The following is a 16,588-nucleotide window of genomic DNA, read 5'->3' as shown; positions in this document are numbered from 1 at the left end:
AGCTCGCGCGGGCCGACCGGCGAACCGTCCATCTCTCCACCTGTATCCCCTCATTCGGAGCAATCAGCAGTGATCGCGCTTGTGTTCCCCGGGCAAGGCTCCCAGCACCGCGGGATGGGAGGGGAACTCTTCGCACGGTTCCCGGACCTCACCGCCCAGGCCGACGACGTCCTCGGGTACTCCATCGCGCAGTTGTGCCTGAGCGACCCCGACGGGCGACTCGGCGACACCCGATACACCCAGCCCGCGATGTACGTCGTCAACGCCCTCGCCCACCGGGACTGGTCGGAGCGGCACGACAGCCCACCCGACTTCCTGGCGGGTCACAGCCTGGGGGAGTACAACGCCCTCGAAGCCGCCGGCGTCTTCGACTTCGCCACCGGCCTGCGCCTGGTGCGGCGGCGCGCCGAACTCATGTCCCGCGCCGTCGGCGGCGGCATGGCCGTGGTCATCGGTCTCGGCGCCGACGACCTCGCCGACGTCCTGGCGCGTCGCGGAGGCGACGACATCGACGTCGCCAACCACAACACCGCCGACCAGCTGGTGATCTCGGGCCCTGCCGAGAGCATTGCGCGGGTCGGCCCGCACCTGTCGGCGGCCGGCGCCGACTGCCGCACGCTGCCGGTGAGCGGCGCCTTCCACTCCCGTTACATGCGGGACGCGGCGGACGCCTTCGCCGGCTTCGTCGCCGGAGTCGAACTGGCGCCGCCGCGGATCCCGGTGATCGCCAACACCACCGCCGCACCGCACGACCAGGACATCGGCGCCGAACTGGCCCGACAGATCGCCGCCCCCGTGCGCTGGGCCGACTCGGTGCGCCGCCTGCTCGACGCGGGAGTGAGCGACTTCGAGCAGGTCGGACCGGGCACGGCGGTCATCGGGATGGTGCGGGCCGTCCGAGCGGCCCAGCCGGGCCCCGCCCCCGTGCGAGCGCAGTCGGCCGACGAGTCGTACGTCCAACTCCTCGAACGCGACCTCGTGCAGAGTGTGCGGGAGATGCTGGCGACCAGCGGCCGACAGAACGCCGCGGTCACCTCGGCATCGGTGCTCGCCGCGCTCGGCTTCGGCTCCGTACAACTCATCGAGTTCTCCGGCCGGCTCAGCGACCACCTGGGGGCCGATGTGACGCCGTCGGTCTTCTTCGAGCACCATACGGTGGGCGCGCTCGCCCGCCAGCTGGCGTCCGCACACCGGGATCGGATGCCGCAGGTGTACCCGGCCGACCCGGCGGCCGACGAGACGCACCTGGCCGCTGACGAGACGCACCTGGCCGCCGACGGCGCAGAGTCGGCGCATCCCTCGGCTCCGGCTCCGGCTCCTGTCCCTGTCCGGCCGCCCCGCCCCGCCGAGCGGCCGCCCACGGCCGGGGCCGCCGCGGGCGGGCCGATCGCGGTGATCGGCGTCAGCGGCGTCTTTCCTGGCGCCGACGACCTCCCCACGTTCTGGGAGAACCTGCTCGCCGGACACGATGCCGTCGGCGAGGTCCCGGCCGACCGCTGGGACCGGCGGGCACTCGACGGCGGACCCGACGACCTGTCCGAGCAGGCGGCGCCCCGGCACTGGGGCGCCTTCCTCCGCGACGCGGCCGCTTTCGACTGCTCCTTCTTCGGGATCTCCCCCGCGGAAGCGCTGCTGATGGACCCACAGCAACGGCTGTTCCTGCAGACCGTCTGGCACACCGTGGAGAACGCGGGCTACCGCCCGTCCGACCTGAACGGCAGTCGCACGGGCGTCTTCGCCGCGGTCAGCGCCATGGACTACATCGAGGCGCTGACCGGTGCCGGCATCCCGGTCGAGGCCCGGACTGCCACCGGGCTGGCGCACTCGGTACTCGCCGGCCGTGTCTCCTACCTTCTGGGACTGCGCGGCCCCAGCGAGCCGGTGGACACCGCCTGCTCCTCCTCCCTGGTGGCCCTGCACCGTGCCGTGCGCAGCATCCGGCTCGGTGAATGCGACCAGGCCATCGCCGGAGGAGTCAACGTCCTCGCCGCACGGAGCGGCTTCGTCGCCTTCAGCCAGGCCGGAATGCTCGCCCCGGACGGCCACTGCAAGACCTTCGACGCAACGGCCGACGGATACGTCCGCGGCGAAGGCGTCGCCGCCGTCCTCCTCAAGCCGCTCGTCCGGGCCGAGGCCGACGGTGACCACGTCCACGCGGTCATCCGGGGGAGCGCGGTCGGACACGGCGGCCGGACCGCCTCGCTCACCGCCCCCAGCCCGGACCGCCAGGCCGACGTGATCGTCGCAGCCTGGCGGGAGTCCGGCCTGGATCCCTCAACCGCCGGGATGATCGAAGCCCACGGGACCGGCACCGAACTCGGTGACCCGGTCGAGATCGAAGGACTGCGACAGGCGTTCCGGACGCTGTACGACGACTGGGGCCTGGCCGATCCCGCCGAGCCGCACTGCGGCATCGGCTCGGTGAAGACCTCCATCGGTCACCTGGAGGCCGCCGCGGGCATGGCCGGGCTGGTCAAGGCCATGCTCGCGATCCGCAGTGGCCGACAGCCCGCCCTGCGCGGCTTCACCACCCCCAACCCGCACCTCCGGCTGGCCGGTTCCCCCTTCCGGCTGCTGGACCGGACCCGCACCTGGCCCCGCCCCGTCGGGCCCGACGGCCGCGCACTGCCCCGCCGCGCCGGAATCAGCTCGTTCGGCTTCGGTGGCGTCAACGCCCACGTGGTGCTGGAGGAGTACCTTCCGACGACTTCGCAGCCGCAGCCGCAGCCGCAGCCGCAGCCGCAGCCGCAGCCGCAGCCGCAGGCACATGCACAGGCGGACGGCCGGGCGCACGTCGTGCCGCTGTCCGCGCGTACCGCCGTTTCGCTGCGCGCCCAGGCCGATCGGCTCGCCACGCGACTGCGTGCCGCTCCGGCGCCCGACGACGCCCCGGCGTACGGCCTGGTGGCTCCCGCGGACCTCCCGGACCTCGCGGCCACCTTGCAGACCGGGCGGGAGGCCATGCCGCACCGGCTCGCGATCGTCGCCCAGAACCTCGCGGAACTGCGGGCCGGTCTCGAAAGCTTCTGCCGTGACGACACCGAGGCCCCGGGGGTCCACACCGGCCTCGCCACGGACGCCCTCGCCGACCTCGGAGCCGATCCGCCGGGCGCCGCCTACCTCGCCGGGCTCACCGCGGGGGGCAGGCTCGACCGGCTCGCCCAGTTGTGGACGTGCGGTGTCGATCTGGACTGGGCCGTGCTGCGTCCGGCGGGTCCGCACCGCCGACTGCCCCTGCCCGGCTACGCCTTCGAGCGACGCCGGTTCTGGCCCCGGCCACAGCAGAGCCGGACGGCCGCCCGGGCCCGCGCCGGCCAGGGCGACGGCACGCCCTCGTCGGCCGACTCCGCCTCGGCGCACACCGGGGACGAGGTCGCCGAGGCGCTGCTGGACGAGTTCGCCGAAGTGCTGAAGTGGGACCGGACCGAGATCCACGTGGACACCCCGTTCGAGCGGCTGGGCCTGGACTCGGTCACGGTGCTCCAGCTGCGCCGACGCCTGGAGCACCGGTACGGCCCGCTGTCCACCACGGTCTTCTACACCTACAAGACCCTCCGTGAACTGGCCTCCTACCTCGCCCGGCAGTCCGGTGCCCCCGCCCCCGCCCGCGCCACCGTCACCGCCCCCGCCACCGTCACACGCGCCGGTCTCTTGCCGTCGGCCGAGCGGACGCGGCCGGAACCTCCCGGCTCCGCGTCGGGCCTCGACATCGCCATCGTCGGCATGAGCGGCCGCTACCCGGGCGCCCGCACCGTGGCCGGGTTCTGGCGCAACCTGCTGGACGGCGTGGACTCGGTCCGTGAAATCCCCCTGGACCGGCCGGGTTTCCGCCGGTACGCCGAACTGGCGCGGGAGCGGCACGGGGACGACTGGCCGCGCTGGGGCGGCTTCCTGGACGACGTCGACGCCTTCGACGCCTCGTTCTTCCACATCGCCCCCGTGGAGGCTCGCTTCCTCGACCCTCAGCAGCGGCTCTTCATCGAGACGGCCTGGGAATGCGTCGAGGACGCCGGTTACCCGCCCGCCGCCCTCGCCGATCCCGCGGCGGGCGACCGCCGGGCGCCGGTCGGCGTGTTCTGCGGCGTCACCTACAACAACTACCAGTTGTTCGGCGCCGAGGCGGTCGCCCGAGGCGAGTGGGTGGCGGTCGAGTCGCAGACGTTCTCCGTGGCGAACCGGGTGTCGTACCTGATGAACTTCGGCGGTCCCAGCCTCACCGTCGACACCGCCTGCTCCTCGTCCCTGTACGCGGTGCACCTCGCCTGCGAGAGCATCCGGCGCGGCGAGTGCGACGCGGCGATCGCCGGAGGCGTGAACCTCTCCCTCCACCCGACGAAGTACATGATGCTGCAGGAGGCGGGGTTCCTCGCGAGCGACGGGCGGTGCCGGGCCTTCGGCGCGGGCGGCGACGGCTATGTTCCGGCCGAGGCCGTCGGCGCCGTGCTGCTCAAGCCGCTCGCGCGGGCACTGCGCGACAACGACCACGTCTACGCGGTCGTCAAGGGGTCGGCGGTCAACAGCGACGGCCGGACCCTGGGCTACAGCGTCCCCAATCCCGTCGCGCAGACCGAACTGGTCCGGGCGGCCATGAAGTCGGCGGGCGTCACCGCGGACACGATCGGCTATGTCGAGGCCCATGGCACCGGCACCAGCCTCGGCGACCCCATCGAACTGCGCGCGCTCACCGACGCGTACGCCCCGGCGGGCAGGGCCGGTCAGTACTGCGCCGTCGGCTCGGTGAAGTCGAACATCGGCCATGCGGAAGCGGCGGCCGGTATCGCCCAGCTGACGAAGACCGCGTTGCAGCTGCGGCACCGCACGCTGGTCCCGACCCTGCTGCACTCGGACCGCACCAACCCCGAGATCCCCTTCGAGGAGACGCCTTTCCGGGTCCGGCGGGAATGCGGCTCCTGGGAGCCACTGCGAGACCCCGAGGGCACGCCGCTGCCGCGCCGGGCGGGCATCAGCTCCTTCGGCGCGGGCGGCGTCAACGTCCATCTCGTGCTGGAGGAGGCGCCCCGGCAGGCCCCTCGACGCCGGCCCGACCGCCGCCCCCGGATCCTCGTGCTGTCCGCCGACGACGAGAGCGCACTGCGGCGGTACGCCGTACGGCTGCGGGCGTTCCTGACCGACGGCACGAACGCTGCGGAAGACGATGCCGAGGAAACCCGCACCCTGCTCGACCTGGCCTACACCCTGCAATGCGGACGCAGTGCCCTGTCCCATCGGCTGGCATTCGTCGCCGCCGACCGCAACGAGGCGGTCCGCGCCCTGGACGCCTACCTGGACGGCGGCTTCCGGCCGGCCGGCACGGTCGGCCACCCGGCGGTGCACACAGCTGTCGCACCGCGCCGGCCCCGGTCGGCGGCGGCCGGCGAACTGGCGGGTCTCGCGCAACGCGCGAAGTGGGACGACATCGCCCGCACCTGGGCGCAGGGCACGTCCTGGACATGGCAGGAGATGTACACGGCGGACGAGAGCCCGCGCCGGACGCCCGCCCCGGTGTACCCCTTCAGCCGCGAACGGTACTGGCTCGACGACGCGAGGCCGGACATCCCGACGGCGAGGCAGCCCGGCGGCGCACCCGATTCCGGCATGCTCGCCGCGCTGGCCGCCCTCCCGGAGAGCGAACGGCACTCCTTCCTCGTCCAGCAACTCCGGGCGGAGCTGGGGCGGTTGCTCCAGTACTCGCCGGGCGCCCTGCCCGATCCCGACCGCGGTTTCGTCGAACTCGGCCTGGAGTCGGTCTTCGCCGTCCGGCTCGGCACCCGGATCGAGGAGGAACTCGGCGTACCGATGTACGCGACCGTCACGTTCGACCACCCGACCGTCACGGAACTGGCCCGGTACCTGCTGGAGAAGATCGGTTCGGGCACATCGGGCTCCGCGGTGACCACGGCACCGGGCGTGGGGCGGTCGCCCGCCCCCGAGCTCCCGGAACCGCGGTTCGAGAAGACGTTCTACGAGGGGACCTGGGAAGCGGCCCCCTTGTCCGGCCCGGCGGGCGGCCCCGCCGTCTGGTCGACCGGGGCGGTGGTCCTCGACACGGACGACGCACTCGCCCGGGCACTGGCCCGGCAGCTGCGCGATCAGGGCTCGGACGCCCCGGTGATCCTGGTCCGGCCCGGCGAGACGTACGACCGCACCGGTGACGACGAGTACGTCGTACGGCCGGGACAGGACACGGACCTGACCCGGCTGGTGGGGGACCTCGCCGCCCGGCCGGGCGGGGTGCCCGGGGTGTTCGTCCACCGCTGGGCGTGCGGCACCGAGGCGGCCGCCCCGACGCTCGACGAACTCCTCGACGCGGGTATCCGCTCGGTGTTCCCCCTGGTCCGCTGCCTCACCGCCCTTCCCGACCCGGTGCGGCTGCTGGTGCTCGACGAGTACGCCGAGAGCGAGGGACCGCGACCGCTGGTGGAGGCGTTCGGCGGGTTCGCGCGCTGCGTACGGCACGAGAGCCCACGGCTGACGTGCCAAGCCGTGGCCGTGGCCGGAGACACGGCCGATGCCCTGCCCGGACCGGCGCGGGTCATCGAGGCGTGCGGCGCCGAGCTCGGCGTCCCGGATCCTCCCACCGAGGTCCGCCACGGTCCCGGCGGCCGCCTCGTGCGGCGGATGCGGGCCCTCCTCCCGGCCGCCGGGAAGCCCCGGGCGGTCCGGCTCAGGCCGGACGGCACCTACCTGATCACCGGCGGCCTCGGGGCGCTGGGCCTGGTGTTCGCCGCACACCTGGCCGGGCGCGCTCCCGGCTGCACCGTGGTCCTCGTCGGCCGGTCGGCGCCGGATCCCGGGCAGCGGGAAGCGATCGAGCGGATCGCGGCGATCGGCGCCACCGTCGAACACGTCGTCGCGGACGTGGGCCGCGAGGACGACGTACGCCGCCTGCTGGCACGGGTACGGAGTCGGCACGGCGGACTCGACGGCGTCATCCACGCGGCGGGCCGCATCCAGGACGCTCTGGTCACCAACAAGACCGCGCAGGACGTGGACGAGGTCCTCGCCGGGAAGCTCGCCGGCGCCGTCCACCTGGACGCCCTCACCCAGGGCGACGAACTGGACTTCTTCATGATGTTCTCGTCTCTCACCGCACTGACCGGCAACGCCGGGCAGAGCGACTACGGCTACGCCAGCGCCTTCCTCACCGCCTTCGCCCGGCACCGGGAGCGGCTGCGTGTGCGCGGCGAACGCCGTGGCCGTGCCATCGCGGTGATCTGGCCGTACCTGCGGGACGGCGGGATGCGGATCGATGCGGCGACCGAGGGCTACCTGCTGCGCCGCCACGGCCTGGCCCCCGTGGACACGGACCTCGCCACCGAGGCGTTCGACGCCTCCCTGGCCACCGGCGGACCGGAGTTCGGCGTGCTGTGCGCGGACCTCGGAAGGCTCGCCCGGACGCTGCCGATCCTGAACGCCGAGGACTGTGCCGGACCGGACGCCACGCGGGCGGACTCCGCGGACGAGCTGAGGAACGCGCTGACCGACGAGCTGAAGGAGCTGGGGCTGTGACGCTGCCTCAGGAGGATCTGCTGCAGCGGTCCTTGACGGCCATCCGCGCTCTGCGCGCCGAGCTCGCGCAGGAGCGCTCGGCCGGGCGGCAACCGATCGCCGTGGTGGGCATGGCCTGCCGCCTGCCCGGCGGCGCCGACTCGCCGGAGCGCCTCTGGGAACTGCTGGACCAGGGCCGTGACGCGGTCACCGAGGCCCCGGCCGACCGATGGCCGACGGAGCTGTACTACTCCGCCGACCCACAGGCCCCGGGCCGGATGTACACCACCAGCGGCGGATTCCTGACCGGGGACGTCGACGCCTTCGACGCGGGCCTGTTCGGCGTCTCGGCACAGGAAGCGGCCCAGATGGACCCGCAGCACCGGCTGCTCCTCGAGACCGGTTGGGAGGCGCTGGAAAGCGGCGGACTCCTCGCCGAACGGCCGGACTCGCGCAGAGTCGGTGTCTTCGTCGGCATGTCGGGCTCCGACCACTCCCGGGTGCCCGTCCCGCCCCAGGAGGTCGGACCGTTCACCGCCACCGGCATCGCCCCGAGCATCGCCGCCGGACGGATCGCCCACACGCTGGGGCTGCGCGGACCGGCCCTCGTCGTCGACACCGCGTGTTCCTCGTCGCTGGTGGCCGTCCATCTGGCGGTGCGGAGCCTGCGTCTGGGCGAGTGCGATGCCGCACTGGCCGGCGGGGTCAACCTGTTGCTCGCACCCGAGCCGTACGTCGCCCTGTGCAAGATGGGCGCGCTGTCCCCCACCGGAAGGTGCCGCACCTTCGACGCCGCCGCCGACGGCTATGTCCGGGCCGAGGGCTGCGGCCTCGTCGCTCTCATGCGGCTGTCCGACGCCCGCGCGGTCCGGGCTCCCGTGCTGGCGGTGGTCCGCGGCTCCGCCGTCAACCACGACGGCAAAGCCGGTGGGGTGACCGTGCCCAGCGAACGTGCTCAACGGGAGCTGCTGCGCGAGGCGCTGCGGGACGCCGGAGCCGACCCGCTCGAGATGGGATACCTGGAGACGCACGGCACCGGGACGCCGCTCGGCGATCCGATCGAGATCCGCGCCGCCGCCGACGTCCTGTGCCGGGACCGGCCCGCGTCCCGTCCGCTGGTCCTCGGCGCGCTGAAGTCCGCCATCGGTCACCTGGAACCGGCCGCCGGCGTCGCGGGGCTGATCAAAACCGTGCAGGTACTGCGGCACGGCCGGATCCCGGGCAACCTCCATCTGAAGGAGCCCAACCCGCGGCTGGGCGCGGACAGTCTTCCGGTGATCCTTCCCGACCGGTCGCTGACCTGGCCGGCGGGCGAGCGCGGACGGATCGCGGGAGTGAGTTCCTTCGGCTTCAACGGCACCAATGCCCACGTGGTGCTGGCGGACGCGGAGCCCGCGACCCCGGAACACCCCGGCGCAGCCCCGCGGTCGCGGCACAGGGCGCAGGTGCTGCCGCTGTCGGCGGCCGGACCCGACGCCGTGCGCGACCTCGTGCGCCGTCTCGCCGACTGGGCCGCCGCCCACCCCGACGCGGATCCCGCGGACATCGCCCACACCCTCGGCTCCCGCCGCCGCCACTTCCCCTACCGTGCGGCGCTGGTCACCACTGCCTCCGGCGCCGCGCTCGGCGCCGAGCTGCACGCCATGGCAGCCCGTCCCGTACCGGACCGGCCCTGCCGAGCCGGTCGGCACACGGCCCTGTTCCTCGACGCGGATCTCGTCCAGGCGGCGGAGCACACCGCGCAGCTGTGCGCCGTCAGCCCGGGTTTCCGCGCCGCATACGAGGACTGCGTCGCCCGGCTGCGGGCCACCGCGGCGGGACCGGCAGCCGCGGTACTGGCAGTCGCGGTACCGGATCCGCGCACGGCAGCGGACCCCGACCGGATGTCCCGGCTCGAACCGCTCCCGGCCGACGTGCTCTGCTTCACCTACCAGCTCGCACTGGCCCGACTGCTGGCCGACCGATGGGGCATCGCCCCTGCCGCGGTGGGCGGCCGCGGCGCCGGCGCGCTGGCCGCCGCCTGCGTCGCCGGGATCATGGACGTACCGGCCGCCGGGGCGTACCTCGCGGCCCGCCGCGGTGCGGGCCCGCTGCCCACAGCCACTCTGGCCCCGCCCCGGCTGCGCCTTCTCACCGGCCCCGGGCCGGCGGCGAACGGTGGGCAACCGACCGATCCCGGGTTCTGGATCTCGCAGGAGACCCGAGCGGGTGCCGGTCCCGAGGAAGGACCGGACGCCGTCCGCGCGGTCCTCGCCCCGCTGACGGACAGCGGTTACGCCACGTTCGTCACCGTCGGCCCGGCCCCGGCCCCGGCCGCAGCCACGGACGTGTCCGGCGAGCCGTCCGACGTCCTGTGGTGGACGATCACCCGGACGACCGCGGTCGGCGACGCGGCCCGCGATCCCAGCAGCGAACCGGAGCTGTGGCCGCGGCTGCTCGAGGGCCTCGCATCGGCCTATCGAGCCGGAGCCGCCGTCACCTGGGACGGGGTGCACGACGGTGAGCGTCCCGTCCGGCTGCCGTTGCCCACCTACCCCTTCCAGCGCAGCCGTCACGCCCCGCCGGTACCGCGCGCCGACGGTTTCCGGGCCGCCGCCGCGCATCGACCGGACGCGGCCGCCCCCCTGCCCACCGGTCCGACGACGCTCAGGCAGGTACGGTCCCCGCTGCCCAGCCGGCAGTTCGAGACCGTGCTCAGCCGGCGACTGCTGCCCGCGCTCGCCGACACCGGCGGGGTTCTGCATCTGGGCCACTACCACGACCTGCTGACGCAGGTCGCCCGCGAGCTGGGCGGGGCCTCGTCGTACGAGCTGCGCGAGGTGGTGTTCGCACACGCCCTGCGGTTCGCCGACGAGCGCCGTACGGTGCAGATCCTCGTCGAGGACGACGACCGGGCCGACCGCGACGACCGGGCCGACCGCGACGGCCGCGACGACCGTGACGGCTGGCGCCCCTTCACCGTGCACAGCGTCGTCGACGGGGAGACACGCTGGCACAGGCATGTGCACGGCGAGTTCCGCATCCGTCCCTCCGTGACGGGGCCGGAACTGCCCGAGCAGGACCGCCGGGTGCTCCGCGAACGACTGCCCGTGCACACCCGGGGTGACGACTTCTACCGGAACCTGCGCAGGCGCGGCGTGGCACTGGGCAGTTCCGTCATGTGCGTCGAGGAAGCCTGGTCGAGCGACGGCGAGGTCCTGGCCCGACTGCGCGCCACCGGGCCGGACGGGCCCCACCCGAGCAGCGCCCCGGGTCACTCGGCGCGCCTGCATCCCGGAGTGCTGGACGCCTGCGCCCAGCTGTACGTCCTCGCCGCGGGCGAACGCCTCCCCGCCGATGCCGCGTTCATCACGTCCTCGCTGGCCCGGTTCGGTCTCGACAACACGCCCGGTCCCGACGGCCGGCCGCTGTGGGCGCACTTCAGCCTGGCCGAACCGGCGGACGGGCGGAGCCTGGTGGGCGGCTACCGGCTCTTCGACCACATGGGGCGCCAGCTCGCCGAGTGCCATGGAGCGGAGGCCCGCCTCCTGCCCCCGGACGTCGTCGCTCATCAGGTGCGCGATCACGCGGGGACGGCCACCGAGGCGGTGACGGGCCGGGCCGAACCCGAGGGGCCGCGGCGCCCCGACACCCTGCGGCGGCTGCGGCATGCCGCACCCGACCACAAGCCGGAGATCCTCGTCGCGTACCTGACCGACGTGCTGGCGGACCTGGTCACCGTGGACGCGGAGGAGATGCGCGAGCATGCGGTCGCCGACCTCGGACTCGACTCGCTCGCCGCCCTGGAACTGCGTCGGCGGCTGTCCGCGGATCTCGGCGCCGACGTGCCGCTGGACGTACTGGTGGACGGCCCCACGGTGGGCGAACTGGCCGCCCTGCTCGCCGCCCTGCCCGCCTTCCGGCCGGCTCCCGCAGCCGGCGCCCCAGCAGACGCAAGGGACCCCGAGCAGGGCGGGGAACGGCACTCCGCCCCGGTGTCCGGCGACCCGGCCCGCTGGCTTCGCCACCACAGACTCAGCCGGCACCCCCGGGTCCGGTTGTTCTGCCTTCCCTACGGCGGACGCGGCGCGTCCGTCTTCCGCACCTGGGCAGCCGCGCTACCGGACGACATCGACGTCTGTCCGGTGCAGTTGCCGGGCCGGGAGGATCGCTGGCAGGAGCACCTGCTGGAGGACTGCGAGGAAGCCGTGCGCCTCCTCGCCGAGGCACTGACCCCGTACACCGACCGCCCCTTCGCGTTCTACGGGCACAGCATGGGCGCTCTGCTCGCCTATCGGCTCGCCCACGAGTTCGGCACGATCCGGGGCGGGCCGCTGCGGCATCTCTTCGTCGCGGCCTTCACCTCGCCCTCGCTCGGTCCCAACCCGTTGGCGACACGGATCGCGCAAGCCCACCGGTCCCTCGGACACTCCGCGCCGGATGCGTTCGAGGGAGATTTCGAGGGAGATTTCGAGAGCCTGGGGCGCGCTGTGCGGGAGTGCCTCGGCGAGGAGGCCGGGCGGCAGTTGACGGGCGTGCTGGACCCCGTCGGCCGCGCCGATCTGCGCATCGTCCACGGGTACAAGCCGTCGACGGCTGACGCGGACCTTCGGGCGCCCGTCACGGCGCTGCACGGACTCCGGGACCCGCTGGTCAGCGAGGAGGGCATGAGCGCGTGGAAGGCAGTGACGACGGGCGACTTCCGGCTGGAGACATTCCCCGGGGACCACTACTTCTGCCATCCGGACCAGGAACGGACCGCTGTGCTCTCCCTGCTCCGCGACCGGCTGTGCTGAGCTGCCCGTGGGGATGGTCCTCAGCCGGTGCGAGGCGCCGGTCGTGCCCTGCTCCTCGCTGCCATGCGGGCCGCCGCGTCGTGGACCAGTCGCGCGTGCAACTGGAGCATCTCCACCAGATCGGCGGAGTCGCCGGTCAGCTCCCGCTGCAGGAACAGGCCGTCGGCACCGGCCATGGCATAGGTGGCGAGGTCGCGTACGGCCCTCTCGTCCAGGTCCGGGAACAGAGTCCTGATGAATTCGGTCGTCTTCCGGCAGGCGATGTCACGCACCTGAAGGAACACGGTGCGCCCGCGGCGCTCGGCAGGGCACCGCACCAGGGCGAGCATGAGGCCCAGGCGCAGGAAGTCGGGCGCGGCGACAAGCGTCCTGGCCACGTTCGCTGCCATGAATCCGACCTGTTCGAGCGGCGTGCCCGGCGCTGCGCCCGGCGCCGTGCCCTGTGCCGTGCCCTGCGCCGTGCCCGGAGACTCCAGTGCCGCGAGCCAGGTCGTGAAACCGCGTTCGACGACCGCGGCGATGAGGTCGTCCTTGTCCTTGAAGTGCCAGTAGATCGAACTGGCGGGCAGTCCGCACTTGGCGCTGACCGCCGCGATGGACGTGCCCTCGTACCCGCGCTCGCCCGCGATCTCCACGGCGGCGTCGAGGATGCGCTGCCGCGACAAGGCTCCGTTCGCCCGCTGCGTGCGCGTCGCCTGCGGCTTGGTCATCCGACATCCTTCTCCTGCCCGTGCTTCGGCACTTGCTCCGCTCCGGCGTCGAACCTACTGTCACCGCCGCGCCAACAGTCGCAAACGCCTCATAAGAGGGAAAATCATCATGATGGGGTTTATCGGTGAGGTGGCCGGGTGACTGAGACGAGAGCCGAGGACGGCGCCTACGACGTGGCCGTGGTCGGTTATGGGCCCACGGGCGTCACGGCCGCGAACCTGCTGGGTGCGATGGGCCTCGGCGTCGTCGTCCTGGAACGCGATGCCGAGGTGTACTCCCGCGCCCGTGCCATCTCCACCGACGAGGAGGTGCTGCGGATCTGGCAACGCGTCGGCCTGGCCGAACGGCTGAAGCAGGACATGCTGGCCGAGCGGCCCGTGGAGTTCGTGGACGCGCGTGGCCGTACCTTCATCCGTGCCCGCCCCACGCCGCGCGGGCACGGTCATCCGCCGCAGATGTTCCTCTACCAGCCCGCGCTGGAGCAGGTGTTGCGCGAGGGCGTGGCCCGCTACCCGAACGTGGAAGTGCTGCTGCGGCACGAGTGCCTGCAGGTGCAACAGGACGCGGAAGGCGTCGACCTGACGGTGGCCGGCGCCGCCGACGACTCCGTACGACGTCTGCGCGCCTCCTACGTCATCGCCGCCGACGGCGGATCCAGCCCGACCCGATCGCAGCTCGACGTGGGCTACGAGGGACGGACGTACGAGGACCGCTGGGTGGTCGTCGACACCGAGATGCTCAAGCCGTGGCCGGACCACGACCGGCTGCGCTTCCGCTGCGACCCCGTCCGCCCGGCGGTCGACTGCCCGACCCCCCTCGGCCACCACCGCTGGGAGTTCCCCGTCCTGCCCGGTGACGACGAGACGTACCTGACCACCGAGGAAGCCATCCACGCAATGGTCGGGCGGTACGGGATCGGCCGGGACCAGATCAAGATCCTGCGGGCCACCGTGTACAGCCACCACGTCCGCTTCGCCGCCCGCTTCCGGGCCGGCAGGGTCTTCCTGGCCGGCGACGCCGCCCACGCCATGCCGCCGTGGATCGGCCAGGGCATGGCCGCCGGCGTTCGGGACGCGGCCAACCTCTGCTGGAAGCTCGCCGCCGTGCTGTGCGGCGAACTGCCCGACACGGTCCTCGACTCCTACGAGGCCGAACGCAAACCGCACGTCAAGGAGGTCACCGAACGGACGGTGTTCGTCGGCCGGATCATCACCGAACGGCGGCGGACGGTCACCCGGCTGCGCGACACCGTGCTTCCGGTCCTGGGCCGAGTGCCGGGCCTGACCCAGTGGTTGCAGGACTCCCACTGGATTCCCGTCGCCCGCTACGGCACCGGTTTCCAGGCCGGCCCCCGCACCCGCGCGTCCGGCCGCCAGATCCCGCAGCCCTGGGTCACCGCACCCGACGGGGCACGCGTACGGCTGGACGACGCGCTCGACGGCGGCTGGCTGCTGCTGCACGCGCGTACAGCCACCCCTCAGCCCCTGTGGGACGTCCCCTCGCTCACTGTCACACCCGCCGGATCCCGCCCCGGGGAGGGCGCCCTCGTCGACAGCGACGGCGTTCTGCTGCCCTGGCTCGCCGAACACCGCGCGGCCATCGTCGCCCTGCGCCCCGACGCCTACGTCTACGCGACCGCTCCCACGGGCGCCCTCCTGCCGCCGCCCCCGCCCGGATTCGTCCCGGCACAGCACCCGACCGCCAGGACCACCCGATGAGAGACCGGCCGGTCGGGGGCAGGGTCAACGCAGTGTCGACGCGTGGAGTTCCGGGAGCGGGGCCGGGCCGCCGGGGGTGAGCGGGGCCTCGACAGGGTCTTCGGCCGGCTCGGCCGGTGGCGTCGGCAGGATGCGGTCCTCCCACCAGGACAGGGCCATCACGGTGGCGAGCAGGACGAACGGGGTCGAAGCGGGAACGATCAGCACGTACATGTGTGCCGCCTGGTGTGGACGCGTGCGACGCTGCGGGCAGCAGAGCGGTGCCCGCTTGGGGCGCATCGGGTGCATCGGGCGCGTGGGGATTGCGTGACGATGGGTACGTGCGGGAACGGCCTCGCTTGCGACGCGGCGGGTTCCGGCACCGATGCGCAGATGCGCCCCCGGGGGAGCGCGCTTGCGGTGCGACGCTGCCGGGGGCAAGGGCGGCATGTCGCACGCTAGTCCACGCCGCACTTGTCCGACAGATGCGAAGCAGCCATCCATGTCGGACAGAACACGCTTACGCCGCACGGCTATCCGCAGCCTTGGAGCAGGACTAGGCTGTGGGACGAGGCCCGAGTCCCCGGTTTTGACGCTGTGTCCCGCTCCCGGGGAGGCCCTCCGTGTTCGTCCTGCTCCTCATCCTCATCGTGGTTCTGCTCGGCTTCGGCTTTCTCCATCCCTTCTGGTGGGTGGCCGCGGCGGTGCTGGTCTACGCCGCCACCCGACACGGCCGCGATCGCGGCGGAGGCCAGGGCCCTGGCGGCGGTTCCGATCTCGGGGAGTACCAGGGCTACCGGGAGCGCCGGGACCGAGAGGAACGCTGGAACCGCCGCTACAGCCGCCAGAACCGCGCGCGCTGGAGGCGTGAGGACCGTCGGGACCGCGAACACGGCAGGTGACCCGTGAAGTCGCCCGGCAGCCAGAGGTTCCGGGACGGCTTCAGCCAGGCAGGACACGTCGAGATCGTCAAGAGGTGCATGCCATGCGACGCACAACCGTGGTCCAAGAGGAATGGTGGGACGTGCGGGCCGACGCCACGAGGGGGAACACGACGGCGGGACTGGACGTCGTCGCGCTGCGCGCCGAGAACGATCGACTGCGACGGGCGCTGGCCGGCCGTGCGGTCATCGACCAGGCCTGCGGCATGGTGATGGTCCTGGCCCCCTGCCGCCGTGGGCCGGCCAGGAACCTGCTCGTGGACATGGCACAGCAGTGCAACGCCGAACTTCCGGAGGTGGCTGCGGCCATGGTCGCCGCCTGGGAGGGCGAGCCGCTCCCGTGGCGGATGCAGCGAGCGCTGCGGCGGGCGCTGCGGCGGCTCTGCGCGGACGACCGGGGGTGCGCCTCACCACCGGCGGACGAGCCGGGCCACGGCTGAGGCGAGGGCCTCCACCGCCTGCCTGGGGAGGCTGCGAGCAGGAAGATTAGGCTCCAGGGACGCGCGGGGGCCGTTCCCTGTGGTCGGCAGTGCCCCGCGGAACCCTGAGACGCGAGAGGCACACTGCGATGAGCGAGCAGGACAGCCGGGCCAAGCACCACCCAGCAGTGGTCGCGCACCACAAGAGCCGTGCCGGAGACGTCCAACTGCGTATCGCCGACGCCATCACCAAGTTCGCCGGTTCGATGCCGTTCGTCTACCTCCACGCCGTCGCCTTCGCGCTCTGGATGTTGTTCGTCGAGGCCAACCCCTGGCCCACGTTGACGCTCGTCGTGTCCCTGGAGGCGATCTTCCTCTCGACGTTCGTCATGATCGGCCAGAACCGGCAGGCGGCCTTCCAGCAGATGAAGGCCGACCACGACTTCGTCGAGCAGGAGTTGGAGCTCAAGACCAACACCGAGCTGACGCGGGCGATCCACGTCATGACCACGGAACTGCACCGTCGTCTGATCGAGGACGGCACGAAGCAGTAGCGG

The 16,588-nt window shown here is 73.0% G+C and carries 8 protein-coding genes; 6 read left to right on the top strand and 2 right to left on the bottom strand.

What is annotated here, in order from left to right; all coding sequences use genetic code 11:
• Nucleotides 1-69: 69 nt before the first annotated feature.
• Both fabD and ABZ725_RS22570 read left to right on the top strand, forming a co-directional pair.
• The gene (gene fabD / locus ABZ725_RS22575; protein WP_358804379.1) at nucleotides 70-7,509 is read left to right on the top strand and encodes an ACP S-malonyltransferase; all 7,440 of its coding nucleotides are present in this window, start codon (nucleotides 70-72) and stop codon (nucleotides 7,507-7,509) included.
• Nucleotides 7,506-12,263 carry a beta-ketoacyl synthase N-terminal-like domain-containing protein gene (locus ABZ725_RS22570; RefSeq protein ID WP_358804378.1) on the top strand — a complete coding sequence of 1,586 codons (4,758 nt, stop codon included), beginning with the start codon at nucleotides 7,506-7,508 and terminating at the stop codon, nucleotides 12,261-12,263. The genes fabD and ABZ725_RS22570 overlap by 4 nt, the downstream gene beginning before the upstream one ends.
• Nucleotides 12,264-12,283: 20 nt before the next feature.
• On the opposite strand, the gene ABZ725_RS22565 is transcribed toward ABZ725_RS22570, so the two are convergent.
• Entirely contained in the window at nucleotides 12,284-12,973 is a 690-nt protein-coding gene (locus tag ABZ725_RS22565) for a TetR/AcrR family transcriptional regulator (protein ID WP_358804377.1), read from the bottom strand.
• A 138-nt stretch (nucleotides 12,974-13,111) separates the two neighbouring features.
• Between ABZ725_RS22565 and ABZ725_RS22560 the strand changes: the two genes are divergently transcribed.
• The gene (locus tag ABZ725_RS22560) at nucleotides 13,112-14,692 is read left to right on the top strand and encodes a bifunctional 3-(3-hydroxy-phenyl)propionate/3-hydroxycinnamic acid hydroxylase (protein ID WP_358804376.1); all 1,581 of its coding nucleotides are present in this window, start codon (nucleotides 13,112-13,114) and stop codon (nucleotides 14,690-14,692) included.
• A gap of 24 nt (nucleotides 14,693-14,716) precedes the next feature.
• Here ABZ725_RS22560 and ABZ725_RS22555 read toward each other — a convergent pair whose 3' ends face one another.
• Nucleotides 14,717-14,905, bottom strand: coding sequence for a hypothetical protein (locus tag ABZ725_RS22555; protein ID WP_358804375.1), 189 nt, complete (start codon nucleotides 14,903-14,905; stop codon nucleotides 14,717-14,719).
• A gap of 389 nt (nucleotides 14,906-15,294) precedes the next feature.
• Here ABZ725_RS22555 and ABZ725_RS22550 point away from each other — a divergent pair, with 389 nt between their 5' ends.
• From ABZ725_RS22550 to ABZ725_RS22540, 3 genes are all read left to right on the top strand, one after another.
• On the top strand, nucleotides 15,295-15,573 hold the full coding sequence (locus tag ABZ725_RS22550; protein ID WP_358804374.1) for a hypothetical protein: 279 nt from the start codon (nucleotides 15,295-15,297) through the stop codon (nucleotides 15,571-15,573).
• Nucleotides 15,574-15,656: 83 nt separating this feature from the next.
• Nucleotides 15,657-16,052, top strand: a complete 396-nt coding sequence (locus ABZ725_RS22545) for an ANTAR domain-containing protein (RefSeq protein WP_358804373.1) — start codon at nucleotides 15,657-15,659, stop codon at nucleotides 16,050-16,052.
• A gap of 128 nt (nucleotides 16,053-16,180) precedes the next feature.
• Entirely contained in the window at nucleotides 16,181-16,585 is a 405-nt protein-coding gene (locus tag ABZ725_RS22540) for a DUF1003 domain-containing protein (RefSeq protein WP_358804372.1), read from the top strand.
• Nucleotides 16,586-16,588: the final 3 nt, after the last annotated feature.

The sequence above is a fragment of the Streptomyces sp. NPDC006872 genome (genome assembly GCF_040635845.1).
GTDB lineage: Bacteria > Actinomycetota > Actinomycetes > Streptomycetales > Streptomycetaceae > Streptomyces.
This window is presented reverse-complemented; position numbering and strand designations above follow the sequence as displayed.